The organism is Aliarcobacter trophiarum LMG 25534, assembly GCF_003355515.1.
GTDB classification, from domain to species: Bacteria; Campylobacterota; Campylobacteria; order Campylobacterales; family Arcobacteraceae; genus Aliarcobacter; species Aliarcobacter trophiarum.
The window spans coordinates 127,576-145,408 of sequence record NZ_CP031367.1; the positions used below are offsets into that span (position 1 = coordinate 127,576).

Annotated in this window: 18 protein-coding genes and 1 riboswitch; of the genes, 6 read left to right on the forward strand and 12 right to left on the reverse strand. The window is 28.5% G+C overall.

From position 1 onward, the window contains the following. The first annotated feature begins 54 nt into the window (after window positions 1-54). Window positions 55-2,394, forward strand: coding sequence for a fatty acid cis/trans isomerase (locus tag ATR_RS00670; RefSeq protein ID WP_115427582.1), 2,340 nt, complete (start codon window positions 55-57; stop codon window positions 2,392-2,394). Between the two features lie 51 nt (window positions 2,395-2,445). Then, window positions 2,446-3,636, forward strand: a complete 1,191-nt coding sequence (locus ATR_RS00675; protein ID WP_115427583.1) for an aspartate aminotransferase family protein — start codon at window positions 2,446-2,448, stop codon at window positions 3,634-3,636. Between the two features lie 69 nt (window positions 3,637-3,705). On the opposite strand, the gene lspA is transcribed toward ATR_RS00675, so the two are convergent. Both lspA and glmM read right to left on the reverse strand, forming a co-directional pair. Beyond that, window positions 3,706-4,161, reverse strand: a complete 456-nt coding sequence (lspA, locus tag ATR_RS00680; protein ID WP_115427584.1) for a signal peptidase II — start codon at window positions 4,159-4,161, stop codon at window positions 3,706-3,708. Window positions 4,162-4,165: 4 nt separating this feature from the next. Further along, window positions 4,166-5,500 (reverse strand): phosphoglucosamine mutase, encoded by a 1,335-nt coding sequence (gene glmM / locus ATR_RS00685; RefSeq protein ID WP_115427585.1) that lies wholly within the window; start codon window positions 5,498-5,500, stop codon window positions 4,166-4,168. Between the two features lie 83 nt (window positions 5,501-5,583). On the opposite strand from glmM, the gene rpsT reads away from it, so the two are divergent. Together rpsT and prfA are read left to right on the forward strand one after the other, a co-directional pair. Next, window positions 5,584-5,844 carry a 30S ribosomal protein S20 gene (gene rpsT, locus ATR_RS00690; protein WP_115427586.1) on the forward strand — a complete coding sequence of 87 codons (261 nt, stop codon included), beginning with the start codon at window positions 5,584-5,586 and terminating at the stop codon, window positions 5,842-5,844. Between the two features lie 3 nt (window positions 5,845-5,847). Then, complete coding sequence (prfA, locus tag ATR_RS00695) at window positions 5,848-6,915, forward strand: peptide chain release factor 1 (protein ID WP_115427587.1); 1,068 nt, start codon at window positions 5,848-5,850, stop codon at window positions 6,913-6,915. Window positions 6,916-6,951: 36 nt separating this feature from the next. On the opposite strand, the gene ATR_RS00700 is transcribed toward prfA, so the two are convergent. Genes ATR_RS00700 through ATR_RS00715 form a run of 4 tightly spaced genes read right to left on the reverse strand, consistent with a single transcriptional unit; the run spans window position 6,952 to window position 10,319 of the window. Then, complete coding sequence (locus ATR_RS00700) at window positions 6,952-7,428, reverse strand: phosphatidylglycerophosphatase A family protein (protein WP_115427588.1); 477 nt, start codon at window positions 7,426-7,428, stop codon at window positions 6,952-6,954. 2 nt (window positions 7,429-7,430) lie between these two features. Then, complete coding sequence (locus tag ATR_RS00705) at window positions 7,431-8,321, reverse strand: DNA-binding transcriptional response regulator (protein ID WP_115427589.1); 891 nt, start codon at window positions 8,319-8,321, stop codon at window positions 7,431-7,433. Beyond that, window positions 8,318-9,442 carry a bifunctional 2-C-methyl-D-erythritol 4-phosphate cytidylyltransferase/2-C-methyl-D-erythritol 2,4-cyclodiphosphate synthase gene (locus tag ATR_RS00710; RefSeq protein ID WP_115427590.1) on the reverse strand — a complete coding sequence of 375 codons (1,125 nt, stop codon included), beginning with the start codon at window positions 9,440-9,442 and terminating at the stop codon, window positions 8,318-8,320. Before ATR_RS00710 ends, ATR_RS00705 begins: the two co-directional genes overlap by 4 nt. Before the next feature lie 58 nt (window positions 9,443-9,500). Further along, window positions 9,501-10,319, reverse strand: coding sequence for an HDOD domain-containing protein (locus ATR_RS00715; RefSeq protein ID WP_115427591.1), 819 nt, complete (start codon window positions 10,317-10,319; stop codon window positions 9,501-9,503). Window positions 10,320-10,451: 132 nt separating this feature from the next. Continuing rightward, a riboswitch (TPP riboswitch) is annotated at window positions 10,452-10,549 on the forward strand. Window positions 10,550-10,668: 119 nt separating this feature from the next. Between ATR_RS00715 and thiC the strand changes: the two genes are divergently transcribed. Then, window positions 10,669-12,030 carry a phosphomethylpyrimidine synthase ThiC gene (thiC, locus tag ATR_RS00720; protein WP_115427592.1) on the forward strand — a complete coding sequence of 454 codons (1,362 nt, stop codon included), beginning with the start codon at window positions 10,669-10,671 and terminating at the stop codon, window positions 12,028-12,030. Between the two features lie 172 nt (window positions 12,031-12,202). Next, window positions 12,203-13,375: an Mrp/NBP35 family ATP-binding protein gene (locus ATR_RS00725; RefSeq protein WP_115427593.1), complete on the forward strand. Its 1,173-nt coding sequence runs from the start codon at window positions 12,203-12,205 to the stop codon at window positions 13,373-13,375. Window positions 13,376-13,418: 43 nt separating this feature from the next. On the opposite strand, the gene ATR_RS00730 is transcribed toward ATR_RS00725, so the two are convergent. The 6 genes from ATR_RS00730 to ATR_RS00755 form a co-directional block, all read right to left on the reverse strand. Further along, window positions 13,419-14,045 carry a hypothetical protein gene (locus tag ATR_RS00730; protein WP_115427594.1) on the reverse strand — a complete coding sequence of 209 codons (627 nt, stop codon included), beginning with the start codon at window positions 14,043-14,045 and terminating at the stop codon, window positions 13,419-13,421. Window positions 14,046-14,445: 400 nt separating this feature from the next. Further along, window positions 14,446-14,835, reverse strand: a complete 390-nt coding sequence (rpsI, locus tag ATR_RS00735) for a 30S ribosomal protein S9 (RefSeq protein ID WP_115427541.1) — start codon at window positions 14,833-14,835, stop codon at window positions 14,446-14,448. A 5-nt stretch (window positions 14,836-14,840) separates the two neighbouring features. Next, window positions 14,841-15,260: a 50S ribosomal protein L13 gene (rplM, locus tag ATR_RS00740; protein ID WP_115427595.1), complete on the reverse strand. Its 420-nt coding sequence runs from the start codon at window positions 15,258-15,260 to the stop codon at window positions 14,841-14,843. 75 nt (window positions 15,261-15,335) lie between these two features. Further along, complete coding sequence (locus ATR_RS00745; protein ID WP_115427596.1) at window positions 15,336-16,721, reverse strand: sensor histidine kinase; 1,386 nt, start codon at window positions 16,719-16,721, stop codon at window positions 15,336-15,338. Further along, window positions 16,715-17,416 carry a response regulator transcription factor gene (locus ATR_RS00750; protein ID WP_115429376.1) on the reverse strand — a complete coding sequence of 234 codons (702 nt, stop codon included), beginning with the start codon at window positions 17,414-17,416 and terminating at the stop codon, window positions 16,715-16,717. Before ATR_RS00750 ends, ATR_RS00745 begins: the two co-directional genes overlap by 7 nt. Next, a complete protein-coding gene (locus ATR_RS00755; RefSeq protein WP_115427597.1) occupies window positions 17,403-17,810 on the reverse strand; it encodes a phosphate-starvation-inducible PsiE family protein in 408 nt (135 codons plus the stop codon). The genes ATR_RS00750 and ATR_RS00755 overlap by 14 nt, the downstream gene beginning before the upstream one ends. Between the last annotated feature and the right edge of the window lie 23 nt (window positions 17,811-17,833).

Sequence of the window (17,833 nt, forward strand, 5' to 3'; positions counted from 1 at the left end):
TAAAAATAAAATTTTTGTATAATCAAAGAATTTTGTTTAAAAAGGGAAATTGATATGAAATTTCAGATATTGATTGTATTGATTTTTTCAGCTATTTTTTTTGGATGTTCAAGTAAACCATTAGACCCTGTAGTTTTTGATAAGGTAGATAGAGAAATATCTTATACAAAAGATATAAAACCTATTTTAGATAATCGTTGTGTATCTTGTCACTCTTGCTACAATTCACCTTGTCAATTAAAAATGGAGAGTTTTGATGGGCTTGATAGAGGTTCCACAAAAGAGCTAGTTTATGATACTAGATTACGAGCTATAGATCCTACAAGGCTTTTTATAGATGCATCAAATACGAATGATTGGAGAAAAAAAGGTTTTGTCTCTGTAACAGACAAACTAGAAGAACATAATGCTTCTATTATGATGCAATTTCTTTTTGAAAAAGATAGAAACCCAAAAAATATTGGTAATTATTCGCCTGAAACTGATAAGTTAACTTGTGCAAAAGATAAAGAGGAGTTAGAAGATTTCTTTGATGATAATCCACATAAAGCTATGCCTTATGGTTTTCCTGCAATTTCAAAAGATGAGTATAATATTCTTATGACATGGCTAGATAATGGTGCTATTGATGATACTAAAAGAGATATAAGCACAGATTTTGAAAAAAAACAGATAAAAAAATTTGAAGATTTTCTAAATAACAAAAATATAAAAAATATTGTAACAGCAAGATATATATATGAACATATTTTTTTGGCACATATCTATTTTGATGAAGCTAGTGGAAACTTCTTTGAGCTAATTCGTTCTAGTACTCCTAGTGGAGAAGAACCAGAAATTATAGCAACTAGATTTCCATATGATGAGATAAAAAAACCATTTTATTATAGATTAAAAAAGGTTGAAGGTACAATTGTACATAAAACTCATATGCCATATAAAATAGACGATGATAAGCTGAAATTTTATAATGATATTTTTATAAAACCAAATTGGGAAGAAGAGCCATATATTATCTCATATTTTGAAGATAATGCTTCAAATGCACTAGAAGTATTTAAACAAATTCCTGCAATTAGTAGATATGAATTTTTATTAAAAGATGTATATTTCTTTGTAAATAGCTTCATAAAAGGACCTGTATGTAAAGGGCAGATTGCTTTAAATGTTATTCAAGACCATTTTTGGGTTGCTTTTATGGATCCAAAATATGATTTGAGTGTTATTAATAAAAGATTTTTGGAAGATAACTTTAAATATTTAAGAGTTCCAAATCAGTTAGGAGAAGATCCTACTCTATTTACAACCTTTAAAGCTTTGGGATATGAAAAAGAGACAAAAGCATATCAAAAATATAGAGCAGATATTTATCAAAAATATTATCAAGATGGAATGAAATTGGAGTATATTAGAAAAAGTAATAATAAAGAGCTTAATGATTCTATATTAACAGTTTATAGACACTATGACTCAGCATCTTTGCATTATGGAGCATTAGGGAGTATTCCTAAAACCCTTTGGGTTATTGACTTTCCTCTTTTAGAGAGGATTTACTACTCTTTAGTTGCTGGTTTTGATGTTTTTGGGAATACTGCTCATCAGCTACTTGTAAGAACTCATATGGATAGATTAAGAGTTGAAGGGGAGAGTAATTTTTTAGAGTTTTTACCACAAAAGAGCAGACTTAATTATTTTAACTCATGGTACATTGGTTGGTTAGCAAAATATCTTACAGTATATACTCCATCACAAAATGAAACAGGAATAAAGTACTACTCAAATGATTACAAATATGAGTTCTCAAATATGTTAATTGATTATACAAAGACAAAGAGAGATAAGATAAATTTTATAGAAAACTGGTATAAACCAACTCCTTTAAAAGAGGTTTATAATACAAAAGAGGAGATAGAAGAGAGCTTTAAATCTTTAGCTGCTCCAAATAGTACAAAGATTACAAAACATTTTACAGATAAAGATGCAAATGCTGTTTTAATTAGAATTATTATGAATAATGGTGAAAATTTCACCTACTCAATGATTGTAAATAGATGGCATGATAATGTAGCATTAATGTTTGATGAAGAGTCTAGGCTAGACCCTACAAAAGATGATATAGATTTTATTGAAGGGTTCATAAGTTCGTATCCTAGCCTTTTTATTGTGTTAAAACAAGATGAATTACCAGACTTCTTTAATACTATAAAGAATTATGAAAGTAAGATAAAATTAAAAGAGCAAATTAGGGATTATGCTATAAACAGAGGAAATCCTGATTTTTGGAAGCACTTTGATTGGTTTAATAATGAATTTAGAAAATCTAATCCTTTAAATTATGGATTATTTGATTTAAATAGATATTATATAACAGTAATAGATGAAAGTAATGAGTGATAATTTAACTATTTGTAGTTATAATTTAAAAAAGAATTTATAGGAAAAGATATGAAAGAGATAGAGAAAATTGATAAAGATTATGTGCTTCATACATATGCAAGAAACTATGTAAACTTTAAAAAGGGTAAAAATGCCACACTTTATGATGATACAAACAAAGATTATATAGATTTTACATCTGGAATTGGAGTTGTAAGTGTAGGGCATGGAAATCAAAGAGTCGCTCAAAGAATTTTTGAACAAGTTTCAAACCTGACACACACTTCAAATTTGTATGCAATAGAGCCTCAAGCTCTTTTGGCAAAGAAAATAAAAGAGCTATCTTCTTATGATGTGAGAACATTTTTTGCAAATAGTGGAGCTGAAGCAAATGAAGCAGCTATAAAAATAGCTAGAACTTATGGTGAGCAAAATTTTGAAAAGAAAAGATATAAGATTATAACTTTAGAGAACTCATTTCATGGAAGAACAATAACAACAGTAAAAGCAACAGGACAGAGCTCTTTTCATCAAAGCAAATTTGCTCCATATCCAGAGGGTTTTTCATTTAATGCAATAGATGATATTTATAACTCAATAGATGATGAAACAGTTGCTGTTATGATTGAGTTAGTACAAGGAGAAGGTGGAGTTTATCCATTTCCTAAAGATAAAATAGAAGAACTAGCAAAGTTTTTAAAAGCAAATAAAATATTATTAATAATAGATGAGGTTCAAACAGGAGTTTACAGAACTGGAGAGTTCTTGGCTTCAAATTTATATGATATAGAGCCAGATATTATAACTTTGGCGAAAGGTCTTGGTGGAGGAGTTCCAATAGGTGCCGTTTTAACAATACACAAAGATATTTGGGGTGCTGGTGACCATGGAAGTACTTTTGGTGGAAACTATCTAGTTACAAGTGCTGGTTTAGAAGTTTTAGATATTTTGGAGAACTACAAAGATAGTGGAAAATTAGACGAAACTATTATTTACTTTACAAAAAAATTAGATGAGCTTTATGAGAAAAATAGAGATATTTTTCTAGCTCATGTTGGTTTAGGACTGATGAGAGGTTTAAGAGTAAAAGATGCAGACACTTTAGCAAGCTTAATCAAAATAGCATTTGAAGAGGGAGTTATGGTTCTAAAATCTGGAAATAATACCCTTAGATTTTTACCAGTTTTAACTATTTTTAAAAGTGAGATAGATGAAGGATTTGTAAGACTTCAAGCTGCAATAGACAAAATAAAAGCTTAAATAAGTTTTAGTTTTTAACTAAGAAAAACTGAGATTAAAATCTCAGTTTTAATTATTTTAAAAGTTGAGCTATATGTTTTTTTGTTTTCTGCTCTCTTTTATCTGCATAATTATAATAATAACAACTGCCAAATCTATCATTACATCTGCAAAATTAAAAATAGCAAACTCAAACATATAGTGCCAATAAAAATAATCAACAACAGCTCCATATGTAAATCTATCCAAAATATTTGATAAACCACCAGCATATAAAAGAGCAATTGGAATATGGTATTTATAAAAAATATCTCTATTTTTGAGAAGATAAATTGTTCCAATAATAACTATAAAAAGTTGAATATATTTTAGATATTCAGCTAAAAAAGAGAGCATAGAGAAAGCAACACCATAGTTGTATGCAAGTTTTAAGCTCATTACACTGCCATTTGCATCCCATCCTAGATTTGCAAAACCATATTTAACTATTTGATCTATAATAAAAATAGATATAAATATAAAAAAGGCTATTTTAAACTGTCTCATAAATTTATAGTGCTTTTTTGAAAAAATCTATTAATATTTGCATAGAGTTTTCTACATCTTTTTTATTTTTCCCCTCAAGTAAAAGTCTGATTTTATTCTCTGTTCCTGAGTATCTAATCAAATCTCTAATTCCTTTTTCTCTGATTGGTTTTAAAATTTCATCTAAACCTTTTATATCTTTTAGAGGGATTTTCTCATTTACTTTCATATTGTGTAATATTTGAGGATATAGAGTAAATGGATTTAAAACTTCACTAGCTTTTTTATTTGATTTTATTATTAAAGCCAAAACTTGAAGAGCTGAAGCCAAACCATCTCCTGTTTTAGCAACATCAGAGAAGATAATATGTCCACTTTGTTCTCCTCCAAAATTTAGACCATTTTGCTTCATTATGTCAAGAACATATTTGTCTCCAACATCACTTCTTAAAAGTTTTATTTGATGTTTTTCTAAATAATCCTCTAAGGCTTTATTTGACATAACAGTTGCAACACAAGAAGAGTGTTTTAGTAAATTCTCATCTTTTAAGTAAACACTTAAAGCTCCTAAAAGCTTATCTCCATCAACAATATCACCTTTTTCATCTATTACAACCAGTCTATCTGCATCACCATCAAGAGCTAGTCCAATATCAGCTCTATATTCAAGAACTTGTTTTGCTACATTTTCAGGATGCATAGCTCCACAATTATCATTTATGTTAAAACCATTTGGTTTATTATTTATTGTAATTACATCAGCTCCAAGCTCTTCAAGAATTGTTGGAGCAACTTTGTATGCTGCACCATTTGCACAATCAAGAACAATTCTAAGACCTTTTAGAGTTAAATCTTTTGGAAAAGAACTTTTAATTACAACTATATATCTTCCAATAACATCATCTATTCTTTTAGATGAACCAATATTTAGCCCTGTTGCTTGCTCGTTAGTTAGCAGTTCATCATTTCTAAAAATCTTCTCAATCTCTTTTTCACTTTCAACACTTAGTTTATTACCATGATTATCGAAAAATTTTATTCCATTATCTTCAAAAGGATTGTGTGAAGCACTAATCATAATTCCAGCATCACATCTCATACTTTCAGTTAAATATGCAATTGCAGGTGTTGGCATAGGTCCAATTTGAATTACATTATAACCAACAGAAGTAAGACCACTTACTAGTGCATTTTCAATCATATAACCACTTCTTCTAGTGTCTTTTCCTACAAGAATTTTATTTGTAGTTGAGTGTTTCCTAAAATAAATCCCAGCTGCTTGAGCTAGTTTTATCACAGTTATAACATCCAAAAACTCTCCAGCTTTTCCTCTAACTCCGTCTGTTCCAAATAGTTTCATTAAATCTTCCTAAAATTAAACTCTATTTAAGTTATTTTGGATAGTATTCTATCCTTTAAAAATTTATAAAGAGGTTAAATAAAATGGCAAATCATAAATCTTCTGAGAAGAGAGCTAGACAAACATTAGTAAAAACTATAAGAAATAGATTTTACAAAACAAGAATTAAAAACATCACTAAAGATGTTATAACAGCAGTAGAAAGTGCTGATAAAGAAAAAGCAGTAGTTGCTATGAAAGTTGCAAATAAATACTTACATCACTGTGTTTCAAAAGGTATTTTAGCAAAAGGTACAGCTTCTAGAAAAGTAAGCAGACTTCAATTAAAAGTTAATGCTATATAATTTATGCTAAAAGACAAACTCCAACCTTTTATTACTAGATCAGAGGAGATTACAAATCTTTTGATGTCTCCTGATGTAACTAGTGATATAAAAAGAATGACAACATTATCAAAAGAACAATCAAGTATAGAGCCAATTGTAGAAAAAGCAAAAGAGTATATAAAAGTTCTTGAAGATATTGAAGAGAACAAGCTTATGTTAGATGATGCTGAGTTGGGGGATTTAGCAAAAGAAGAGTTAAAAGAACTAGAGCAGAAAAAACCTATCTTAGAAGATGAAATAAAATTTCTTATGATTCCAAAAGATCCAAACGATGATAGAAACATTTATTTAGAGCTAAGAGCTGGAACAGGTGGGGATGAAGCTGCACTTTTTGTTGGAGATTTATTTCGTGGTTATTTGCGATATGCAGAAAACAATAACTGGAAAGTTGAAATAATGAGTTCAAGTGATAGTGAGGCTGGTGGTTATAAAGAGATAGTAATCTTAGTAAAAGGTGACCATGTTTACTCAAAGCTAAAATACGAAGGTGGAACTCATAGAGTTCAAAGAGTTCCAGCTACAGAGTCTCAAGGAAGAGTTCATACATCTGCTATTACAGTTGCAGTTATGCCTGAAGTTGATGATGTTGAAATTGAAATAAATGAGAGCGATTTAAAAATTGATGTAATGAGAGCTAGTGGAAATGGTGGACAATCTGTAAATACTACTGATTCCGCTGTTCGAATTACTCATATTCCATCTGGAATTGTGGTTACCAATCAAGACCAAAAATCTCAACATAAAAATAAAGAGAGAGCTATGAAAGTTCTAAAAGCTAAACTTTATGAAATTGAGATTGAAAAAAAGATGGAAGCAGAAGGTGCTAACAGAAAAGAGCAGGTTGGAACTGGAGATAGAAGTGGAAGAATTAGAACTTATAATTTTCCACAAAATAGATTAAGTGACCATAGAATAAATCTTACTCTTTATAGGCTCGATTATATACTTCAAGATGGTTTGTTTGATGAAGTAATTGATCCTCTTATTGCTGATCATCAATCAAGACTTATCGAAGCAAATGGGCTATAGAAAAGCCCTTTTGTTCTACATTATAAAAACATATATTTAAATAATAAATTTCTCAATTAATTGCCAAGTTCCTGCTGTACAAATTCCAGCAAATATTCCAGCAACAACATCATCAGCCATTACTCCTAGACCACCTTTTAGATCTCTATCAATTTTTCCAATAATTGAAGGTTTCCAAATATCAAAAACTCTAAAAAATATAAAAGCAAGAGGAGCCAATATTAAAACATTTTCACTATTTATTCCACAAATAGCTAAAGCTATCCACATACCAGCTAATTCATCTATTACAATTTCGCTGCTATCATGAATACCAGCTTCTTTTTCATAAATATCTATTTGTTTAATGGCTACTATAGTTACCAAAATAGAGAGTAAAAGTAAAGATGAAGTGTGTAAAAATTCAAGCAAAAATAGCCCTAAAATTAAAGATACAAAACTTCCTACAGTTCCAGGAGCCTTTGGACTTAAACCACTAAAACCAACTGTTAAAAAAAATCTTCTAAAACTCATATTTACTTCTTTCTATCAATTTCAAGTTTTTTTCTCTTCTCCCAAAGAGATTTTCTTGAAATTCCTAATTTTTTTGAAAGTTCTGTATCTGGATATCTAGCTTGATGGTTTATTACCATAGTTTTTATGTAATCATTTATAGACATAATTTGACTATGATCTAAAGATTTATTTTCATTATTAAAAACTATTTTCTTATGTACAAATTCATCATCACTCTCTAAAGAGCAAAGTACACAATTTTTATCTACAATCTGCTTTAAAAGTTGATCTTTCATATTTCTTTTTAAAATATGATAATCTGTAATATAAATAATAGTTTTTCCAGTAGAGCTTGATAGCTGTTTTTGCCAGTTAGAAGCTGATAATGATATAAATTTTATTGGTAAATCAGTCCTTTTTGCAATCTCAAAAACAAGTTTATCAGCATAACTTTGGAAGTTTGTCTCTATCAATAAAGGGAACGAGAATGGAACTATAATATCACTAATATCAATATCACTCATAGTAAAGTCAAAATAATCTTTTAAAACTTTAAGTTCTCTTCTCATAGCTCTACACTCTTTATAGTGATATATTTTTCGCACCAATTCATCCATTAGAAAAGGCTTCATAATATAATCTTTTGCTCCATCTTGTATAGGGTTTGTTACAGTTTCATCTGAGATATAAGATACTAAAAGAAGTATTATAGAGTTGTGAGCATATTTTTTTATAACACCTTTTACAATAGATGTAGCAATAGATGTTGATAAAAGAATAATATCATACTCTTTTGTTAGACTTTCAAGATTTACACTCTCTACATAATCACAATTATGCCCATCATCAAGAAGTCTTGAAACAACTTTTTGCGCCAAATAAACTTCATTTTCTATTATCAATATATTCATCTTTTAGTCCAATCATAATATTTTAAATTTGCAATAGTTTGCACAACTACTCCCTCTTCTCTCCCTACTGCACCTAGTTTTTCTGCTGTTGATGCTTTTATGTTTATAAACTGTTTAGGAAGATTTAAAAGTTTAGATAAACTAGTTTTTATATAATCTTTGTGTGGATTTATTTTTGGTTTTTGAGCAATTATTGTAATATCAATATTTATAATTTCATAACCAACATTAGATACAAAGCTTATAATTTTTTTCAAAAGTATTTTTGAATCAATTCCTTTGAATTTATCATCAGTATCAGGAAAAAACTCACCTATATCACCAGCTCCAATTGCTCCTAAAAGAGAATCTATTAAAGAGTGAATTAAAACATCTCCATCGCTGTGTGCTTTAAAACCATAATTATAAGGTAATTTTACTCCACCCAAAAACATCTCTTTATTCTCTTCAAAGCTATGAATATCGTAGCCAATTCCAATAAATTGAGTTTGAACTGGTGCTTTTAAGCATGGAATTTGAGAGATATCTTCAACAAAAGTTAATTTTTTACTAGCACTATCACCTTTTATATAAAAAACATCAAGACCCAAATTCTTAATAGCACTGCTTTCATCTGTAAACTCTATATCTGTATTTAAAGCTTTTTTTAAACTATCTGTATTTGATAATTGAGGTGTTTGTATTAATTTTACACTATCTCTATTTATAGTTGTATTTTCATAAATTACTGTATCACTTACATCTAAAATAGGAACAATACAAGATGCTTTTAATCTGTTATCTATTAGATTATTAACTACATCTTTTGAGATACAAGCTCTTGCTACATCACTAATCATAACAAAAGGAGTATCTACAAATTTTAGAGCATTTTTAATAGAGTTTTGTCTAGTATCTCCGCCTTCAACAAAAATATAGTCATCGCTAAAGTTTTGCATATATTTTAGGTCATCTTTAGAAGAGACTATAATAGTTTTTGAAAAATTATAAAATGAGCTTACTCTATTTGTAACATTTAACCATAATGGTTCATTTTCAAGCCGAATCCACTGTTTCTTCACACTATTTTCAAATCTAGTGGAATTTCCAGCACATAAAATAACTAAAGTAACATCTTCCAATTATATACCTTTGAGTAAAAAAGTTACATATTATAGCTAAATGTTACTTATAATGCTTTTAAGAGTTACTCTTTATATTATCAATTATGTTACAAATTGTAGTAAAGAAACCATTACTATCTAAACTTAATAGTTCAATTTGACTAATAGCTTTTTTGATATTTTTATCTGTTAAAGGCTCTCTAAAATCTGAAACTAAACCTACAATATCCAAAATAAAGGCTTTTGTTTTAAACTCATTTGGACAGTTTTTTAAATCTTTTGAAAATAGAATAGGGAAAATGATATTGTGGCTTAATCCCCAATTTTTAAGAATGTTTGAGCTTACTCTTTGGGCATTAAAACCAATATGTCTCTCTTCAGCTTCACTAATATTTGAGTTACTTATATCATTTAAAAACTGTTCAGTTAGTTTATTCTCACTTATTGCTTGAGAAATTAGTGGTTTTGATATATTTTGCAAGAATACTGGGATTAAAAGTTCATCTTTTAACTTTCTGTCACTATTTTTTAGCCACATCTCAACAATTAGCATAGAAAGAGTATTTGAATACAAAAAATCAAGAGGAGTAACTGCATATGAAAAGAGATTTGTTTTTATGGTTCTTGAAAAAGACAAAGATGTTGCTAACGCACAAACAAACTCTAAACTAGTGATTGATATAAGGTTTTGTATATTTTTTGGTTTATTTGAGAAATTAAATATTTTAAAATCTATAATTTTTAATATATCTAAATGAAGATTTTTATCTTTTTTTATAATCATTACGAGTTGTTTAAAATTTCTATTTTTTGATTTGCGAAAGTTATCGAGTTCAAGTATAATCTCTGGCAATGTTGGTATCTCTTTTAAATATTTTGCAAAATCTTTTATCATTATAAATTAAAAATCCTAATATGAAATAGCTAAGATTATATAAAATTGTAACTTATACTATAGATATTAGTTAGAGTTAAACGAGAAAAGAGAATTAATACACTTTTAAATACTCTTTATGATAGAATATTTTTTTTATTGCGGGGGGACGCTTTGGCGTTGAGAAGGTAAAACCTGACCCTTTGAACCTGATGGTTAAGACCAGCGTAGGAAGTAAATTTTAAAAATTAAATTTGATAAAACTAGAATAGATAAAATTTAATAAAAAGTACTTTCTTATGAGAGTACTTTTTTTTTGCTCAAATTTGTCTTAGCAATAAAGAAAAGAATATTAATTTGGGAGCAAAAAATGCAGAATATACAAAATTGGTTAGAAGAGCATAAAAACGATAAAGTAAGAACTCAAATGTATTATGCAAAACAAGGAGTTATAACTCCTCATATGGAATATGTTGCAAAAGTTGAAAAACTTGAGCCAGAGTTTGTAAGAAGTGAAATTGCTAGAGGAAGATTAATTATTCCATCAAATATAAATCATACAAATCAAATACCAATGGCTATTGGATTAGCTTCAAGCTGTAAAATAAATGCAAATATTGGGAGTTCTGCGATAGCTAGTGATGTTGAAGGCGAGATAGAAAAAGTAAATGTTTGTTTAAAACATGGAGCTGATACAATTATGGATTTAAGTACAGGTGGAGATCTTGATATGATTAGACGAGCTGTAATAAATCACTCAACTGTTCCAATTGGGACAGTTCCTATTTACCAAATATTACATGATGTAAAAGATAAAATAGAGGATTTAACTATTGAAAAAATGCTTGAAGTTATAGAGAGACAGGCACAACAAGGTGTTTCATACTTTACAATTCATGCTGGATTTTTATTAGAGTTTATGCCACATATTGCAAAAAGAAAAATGGGAATAGTTAGCCGTGGTGGAAGTTTAATGGCTGCTTGGATGATGCACTATCATAAAGAGAATCCTTTTTATACGGCATTTGATAAGATTTTAGATATTTGTAGAAAATATGATGTATCTTTATCTTTAGGTGATAGCTTAAGACCTGGATGTTTAGCAGATGCATCTGATGAAGCACAATTAAGAGAGTTAAAAGTTCTTGGTGATTTGACTTTAAGAGCTTGGGAAAAAGATGTTCAAGTTATGATTGAAGGTCCAGGACATGTACCTTTAAATCAAATAGAGAGAAATATGAAAATAGAAAGAGAGTATTGTCACGAAGCTCCTTTTTATATTTTAGGACCACTTACAACTGATATTGGTGCTGGATATGACCATATAAGTAGTGCAATTGGAGCTGCTGTTGGTGGTTGGCATGGAGCATCAATGCTTTGTTATGTTACACCAAAAGAGCATTTAGGACTTCCAAATGCTGAAGATGTAAGAAATGGAATAATTGCATATAAAATAGCAGCCCATAGTGCGGATATTGCTAGAAATAGAAAAGGTGCAAGAGATATTGATGATGAGATGAGTGATGCTAGATATAGTTTTAACTGGAATAGACAGTTTGAATTAGCATTAGACCCAGATCGTGCAAGAGAGTATCACGATGAGACTCTACCTCAAGATGTATTTAAAGAAGCAGAATTCTGCTCAATGTGTGGACCAAAGTTTTGTTCATATAAGATAACTCAAAAAATTGTACAAACTCATGGAGAGACAATTGACAATATGGTAGGATAATTTAAGACAATAATTATCCTATTTAAATTATAATACCTTTTAGATTTAAACAAGGCTTCGTTCTCGAAGCCCTTTAGAGTTTTCTCAAAGAGAGTTTTACAACAAGTTACTTATAGTAATTTTTTATAATTTGCTATAATAAAGTAGTTTAAAATAAATAGAAGGATTTTTTATGAATATAGAAGATATTAAAAAAGCTTTACAAAGTGTGAAATACCCTGGATTTTCAAAGTCAATTATTGATTTTGGATTTGTAAAGGATATTAAACTTGAAGCGGATGCCTGTACGATACTATTAGATATTACTTCAACTGCAAAAGAGGTTGAGGATGAGTTAAAAAAAGAGATACCAAAAGCTCTTCCAAATTTAAACATTAATATGATTTTTAATAAACCAAAAGTAGAAGCTCAAAAAAGTAATAGTGTAAGTGGACAAAATATTGTTCCTCAAATCAAAAATATTGTAATGGTTAGCTCAGGAAAAGGTGGAGTTGGAAAATCAACAACAACTGTAAACCTTGCAATTGCAAGTGCTATGCAAGGAAAAAAAGTTGGTGTTTTAGATGCTGATATTTATGGTCCAAATATCCCTAGAATGATGGGAGTAAATGGGCAAGAGGTTGAAGTTGTAGGAAATAAAGCAAAACCTTTAAACGCTTATGGAGTAGATATTATGTCTATGGGTGTTTTAATGAAAGAGGGAGAAGCTGTTATTTGGAGAGGTGCTATGATTATGAAAGCTATTCAACAACTTCTAAGAGATATTTTGTGGGAAGAGCTTGATATTTTGTTTATTGATATGCCACCAGGAACTGGAGATGCTCAATTAACATTAGCTCAAAGTGTACCTGTAAGTGCTGGAATAAATGTAACAACTCCTCAGCATGTTGCACTAGATGATAGTAGAAGAAGCTTAGATATGTTCCAAAAACTACATATTCCAATTGCTGGGATTGTTGAAAATATGAGTGGGTTTATCTGTCCATCTTGTAATACTGAAAGCGATATTTTTGGAACAGGAACTTGTGATGATTTGGCAAAAGAGTACAATACTCAAGTTTTAGCACATCTTCCAATAGAGCCAAATATTAGAAAAGGTGGAGATAGTGGTAAACCAATAGTTTATTTTGAACCAGAATCAATTACAGCAAAAAGATATATGATGGCTGCGGATAAATTAATAGCGATGCTTGATTCTCAGGGTGAAGTTACAAATGAAGCAATTCAGCCAATTATGCCAGCAGGTGTGAGTGCTTGTTCAACTGAGGGACAAAAGATAAAAGCAGAGCATGAAGCCAAAAAAAATAGTGGTGAAAGCTGTGGTACTGGATGTGGTTGTCACTAAAGAACAGAAAAAAAGAGTATTTTAAAATACTCTTTTTTAAAATCTAAATATAATATGGCTCTTTTGTAGCTTTATTAAAATTATCTTGAAATGTTTTATAAAAATCAACTATTCCTTGGTACTGATTTTGTACACTATTTTCTGCATTTGAAGATTTTGCTTTTGTTAAATTTTTTTCAAAACTTGAAATTGCACTATTTATAAAAGCATCAAAATCTATATTCTTAGCTTGATTTTTATTTAGTAAATAAGTTCCATTTCCAGATCTTTCATCTTTCATAAAAGAAGGTGTTATCTCTCCATTTTTAACAAATCCTTGAAAATTCATTTGAAATTCAATTGTTACAAGCCCAAGATTTTCTTTTGGAGTACTTTGTAAAGTTTCATAATATGCTTTGTCAATACTATTATTCTCACTAAAATTTAAAGCTCCTTTTAAAGCTAAAAGTCCAACAGCATGTCTAGCTTTTATATTTCCATCATCAGCTAATTCTTGATATCTTTTATCTATAGATTCTTGATTTACTTTTGCCTCTTCAAAAGGAATTTGCATTAAATCATCTGCTGAATATTTACTATAATCAACTTTCTGAGTTTCTTTATAATAAGCCTCTTTATCTCCTTTTACATTTTGAGTCTGATATATATTTGTTGTTTTACCTATTTCCATTTTTTAGCCTTGTATAAATAAGATATTATTTTATTAATGTTAAAGTTAAATAAAGTTTAAAAAATTATAATTAAACTAGTATTAAGAAAAATTATTAATAAATAAGAGAGTTTCTTATGAATATAAATACTAATATACAATCGTTTAGTTCACAAAGTGGAATAAAAGTAACATAAAATGAAAATTCTAATTAAAATATAGATAAAAGTAAAAATAGTCAAGATATTATATAAAGATGTACTAAATCTAAAAGAGTGGAAAGAGAGTAAAAATCAAGAGTAATAGAAATTTATTCTTTTACTACTATTTTCTAAATAAAAAAAGGAAGCGAGATTTCGCTTCCTTTGTAAAACATATAATGATATACAAAAGTATATTCTTTTGTATTCCTCCACAATAATTAACGTTTTGAAAATTGTGAAGATTTTCTTGCTTTCTTCTTACCATATTTCTTTCTCTCAACAGATCTAGCATCTCTTGTTAGAAGTCCATGTGGTTTTAATATTGTTCTAAATTGCTCATCATAAGCAACTAAAGCTCTACTTATCCCATGTCTAGCCGCATCAGCCTGTGCTGAATATCCTCCACCTAGTGTTTTTACTATTACATTTACACTAGCTTCTTGTTTTGATACATGTAATGGTTGCATTACTCTCTTCTTAATCGAATCATGCCCACCTAACCATTGGTCTAGTGTTTGCCCATTTACTGTTAATTGCCCATTCCCGCTCTCTAACCATACTTTAGCGATTGCCGTCTTTCTTCTTCCTGTTGCATATACTTTTGCCATTACTATTATCCTTTAATTTGAGCAGTATGAGGATGTTCACTTCCTGCATATACTTTTAATTTTTTTAACATAGCTTTACCAAGAGTAGTTTTTGGAAGCATCCCTCTAGTCGCTAATTTATACAGTTTCTCTGGATTCTTCTCTATCATCTCTGACATCTTATGAGTTTTTGTACTTCCAAAGTACCCTGAGTGTGTATAGTAATTCTTCTCTTCTAATTTCGCACCTGTAAATTTAGCTTTACTTGCATTGATTATTACTGCATAATCCCCACAATCCACATTTGGTGTAAAACAAGGCTTATTCTTCCCTCTTAATATTGTAGCAACTTCTGTAATTATTCTTCCGAATACCTTACCTTCCGCATCTACTACAACCCAAGATCTCTCGATTTCGTTGGCTTTTGCCATTTGAGTAAATTTCATCTATTAACTCCCTTTCTTATTTGAGTTGGAATACTATTTAAGTTACGCTTTCAAATGGCTTAAATTAAGTATAAATTAATAATATATTTTAAAAGTTGAACCAACTCCTATTTTTGAACTAATTTCTAATTTAAAATTATGAATATTTAAAATAGATTTAACTATGAATAGCCCTAATCCTAAAGAGTTATTCCAGTTATTGCTAGTGGCTCTATAATATTTCTTAAATATATTTTCTAAATTATCTTGAGAAATTCCAATCCCTTTGTCACTAATAGTTAAGAAACTTTCATTTATCTCAATAGTTACATCTTCTTGTGAATACTTTAAAGCATTTTCAATTAGATTTGAAATAGCAATTCCTAATAAAATTTCATCAGCATTTATCTCTTTATCTTCTCCTAAAACTTTTATCTCTCTACTCTTATATTTTATTTTTAAATCACTAATAGAGGTTTCTACTATTTTTTTAATAGAAACTCTATTTAGAATTATATTATGGTTACTATCTTGAAGTTTTAAGGTAAGTCTTAGTTTATCAATTATTTGTGACATTTTATTTGAGTTTGTAAAAATTTTATTTAAAAATTTTGTCTTTAAAGTTTGTGATAAATTTTCATCTTCTATTAAAGTTTGGCTATATCCTGAAATTATGGCTATAGGGTTTTTGAATTCATGAGAAATAGCAGAGATGATATCATCTTTTTGTCTATTTGCTAAAGTTAATTTTGCAGTATGCTTTGCTTTTATCTCATCTTTTTTTGCTAGTTTTCTTGCAACTTTATTTAGAAGTTTTGCTATTTTATAAAACTCAAAAGTATAGTTTGATTGTAGAAATATTGGTTTTTTCTTATTTGTTATCTCTTTTAAAAAGTGCAAAATTGAGTCTGTTTCTCTTTTTATTTTGATACTAATAAAATATGTTGAGATAAAAGCTATTATTAGAAAGAAAGAGATATAAATAAAAATCTCAAAAGTTAGTTTTTTGAAATTATCAGTAATCTTATCTGTATAATCAGCCATTCTTATATAGTAAACTTCTCCATTAAAAGAGACTTTTTTTGCAATATATAATAAATCTTTATTAAGTGTTTCAGATAATCTTGTGTCTTTACCAAGACCAATATTTTTTGCTTCAATAATCTCAACTCTATTTGAGTGATTTTTAATATCATCAATCTTTTTATGACTTTCAGCTACTACTTCACCATTTCCATCTATGATTGAAACTCTTAAATTTAGTTTTTTACTTAAATCTTGAACAATATTTTTGATACTATTTATCTCTTTTGTATCTTTTAGAATTATAGATAAAATATCAATACTTTGGATTAAGTTTTTTTCAACTTGATTTAAGTAGATATTTTTTGCCCAAAAATAAATTGTAATAGTAAGGGTTATTAAAATTGCAATAAATATTGTAAGGTAAGTTCGTAAAAAAAGTTGATGAATTTTTAACAAAAGATGTAACCCTCTCCACGAACAGATTTGATATAATTTTTCTTTGAATTTGGGTCTATCTTATCTTTTAATCTTTTGATAGCTACATTTACTGTTTTTTCCTGTTTATCCAAAGAGTCTTCCCAAACTTTTTCTAGTAAATACTCTCTAGTAAGAAGGATATTCTTATTTTTTATAAATTCTAAAAGAAGAGTTGTTTCCAAGGAAGTTAATTCAATATCTTCATTTTCAATTGAAAATATTTTATTTGAAAAATTATAAACAATATCTCTTACTTTTAAAACTTCCACATCTTTTGAAGATCTTTTTATAACAGATTTAACTCTTGCTAGAAGTTCTTGAATATTAAATGGTTTTGTAATATAGTCATCTGCATATGCTTCAAATCCATCTAAAATATCTTCTGATTTATCTTTTGCTGTAACATAAATAACTGGATTTTGGTAACCACAAGCTCTTATCTCTTTTATAAAAGTGGTACCTTCTATATTTGGAAGATTCCTATCCATTAAAATTAAATCTATTTTCTCTTCATCTAAAACTTTTTTTACATTTTCATTTGTATTTAAAAACCCAATAGTTTCATAACCCTCTTTTTGCAAAGTAAATTCAAGAAGTTCAAGAATATCTTCTTCATCTTCTATTATTAAAATTAATTTATTTTTACCTGAAAGCAGTATTTCATTTTGTTTCATCATATTTTATTTCCTCTGATTTCTTATTTACATCATTTGAAGATGGTGAAAATTTAATAGCCAATATTCTAAAAATAAAAAATATAAAAATAACAAACAATAAAAAGACAATGTCAAAATAATCTTTATTCTTATTAGCAGAGAGAATTATAACTTCTCTTATTAAGAAGATTATAAAAATATCGAGAACATATCTAAGTCTTAATGTCTCTTTTCTTATAAAATCAGAAATCATTTTTACAACTTCCATAATTACAACAAATTCAAGCATTAGAATAATTGCTCTATAGAAGTCGTTTCCAGCTATAACTACAGTTAAAAATATAACTGTAGCAACCAAAACTTCAAAGTTTGAACTAAAGTAGTTTGAGATTTTATTAATAGCTTTTTTCATATAAAAAGTATATCATAAAGAGT

What these genes read in the sequence shown, in the direction of transcription:
- thiC (WP_115427592.1), top strand. Translation starts at nt 10,669, where the DNA reads ATGCAGAATATACAAAATTGGTTAGAAGAGCATAAAAACGATAAAGTA.
- prfA (WP_115427587.1), top strand. Translation starts at nt 5,848, where the DNA reads ATGCTAAAAGACAAACTCCAACCTTTTATTACTAGATCAGAGGAGATT.
- rplM (WP_115427595.1), bottom strand. Translation starts at nt 15,260, where the DNA reads ATGAAATTTACTCAAATGGCAAAAGCCAACGAAATCGAGAGATCTTGG.
- ATR_RS00715 (WP_115427591.1), bottom strand. Translation starts at nt 10,319, where the DNA reads ATGATAAAAGATTTTGCAAAATATTTAAAAGAGATACCAACATTGCCA.
- ATR_RS00700 (WP_115427588.1), bottom strand. Translation starts at nt 7,428, where the DNA reads ATGAGTTTTAGAAGATTTTTTTTAACAGTTGGTTTTAGTGGTTTAAGT.
- ATR_RS00705 (WP_115427589.1), bottom strand. Translation starts at nt 8,321, where the DNA reads ATGAATATATTGATAATAGAAAATGAAGTTTATTTGGCGCAAAAAGTT.
- ATR_RS00675 (WP_115427583.1), top strand. Translation starts at nt 2,446, where the DNA reads ATGAAAGAGATAGAGAAAATTGATAAAGATTATGTGCTTCATACATAT.
- ATR_RS00755 (WP_115427597.1), bottom strand. Translation starts at nt 17,810, where the DNA reads ATGAAAAAAGCTATTAATAAAATCTCAAACTACTTTAGTTCAAACTTT.
- rpsT (WP_115427586.1), top strand. Translation starts at nt 5,584, where the DNA reads ATGGCAAATCATAAATCTTCTGAGAAGAGAGCTAGACAAACATTAGTA.
- rpsI (WP_115427541.1), bottom strand. Translation starts at nt 14,835, where the DNA reads ATGGCAAAAGTATATGCAACAGGAAGAAGAAAGACGGCAATCGCTAAA.
- ATR_RS00730 (WP_115427594.1), bottom strand. Translation starts at nt 14,045, where the DNA reads ATGGAAATAGGTAAAACAACAAATATATATCAGACTCAAAATGTAAAA.
- ATR_RS00725 (WP_115427593.1), top strand. Translation starts at nt 12,203, where the DNA reads ATGAATATAGAAGATATTAAAAAAGCTTTACAAAGTGTGAAATACCCT.
- ATR_RS00670 (WP_115427582.1), top strand. Translation starts at nt 55, where the DNA reads ATGAAATTTCAGATATTGATTGTATTGATTTTTTCAGCTATTTTTTTT.
- lspA (WP_115427584.1), bottom strand. Translation starts at nt 4,161, where the DNA reads ATGAGACAGTTTAAAATAGCCTTTTTTATATTTATATCTATTTTTATT.
- ATR_RS00750 (WP_115429376.1), bottom strand. Translation starts at nt 17,416, where the DNA reads ATGAAACAAAATGAAATACTGCTTTCAGGTAAAAATAAATTAATTTTA.
- glmM (WP_115427585.1), bottom strand. Translation starts at nt 5,500, where the DNA reads ATGAAACTATTTGGAACAGACGGAGTTAGAGGAAAAGCTGGAGAGTTT.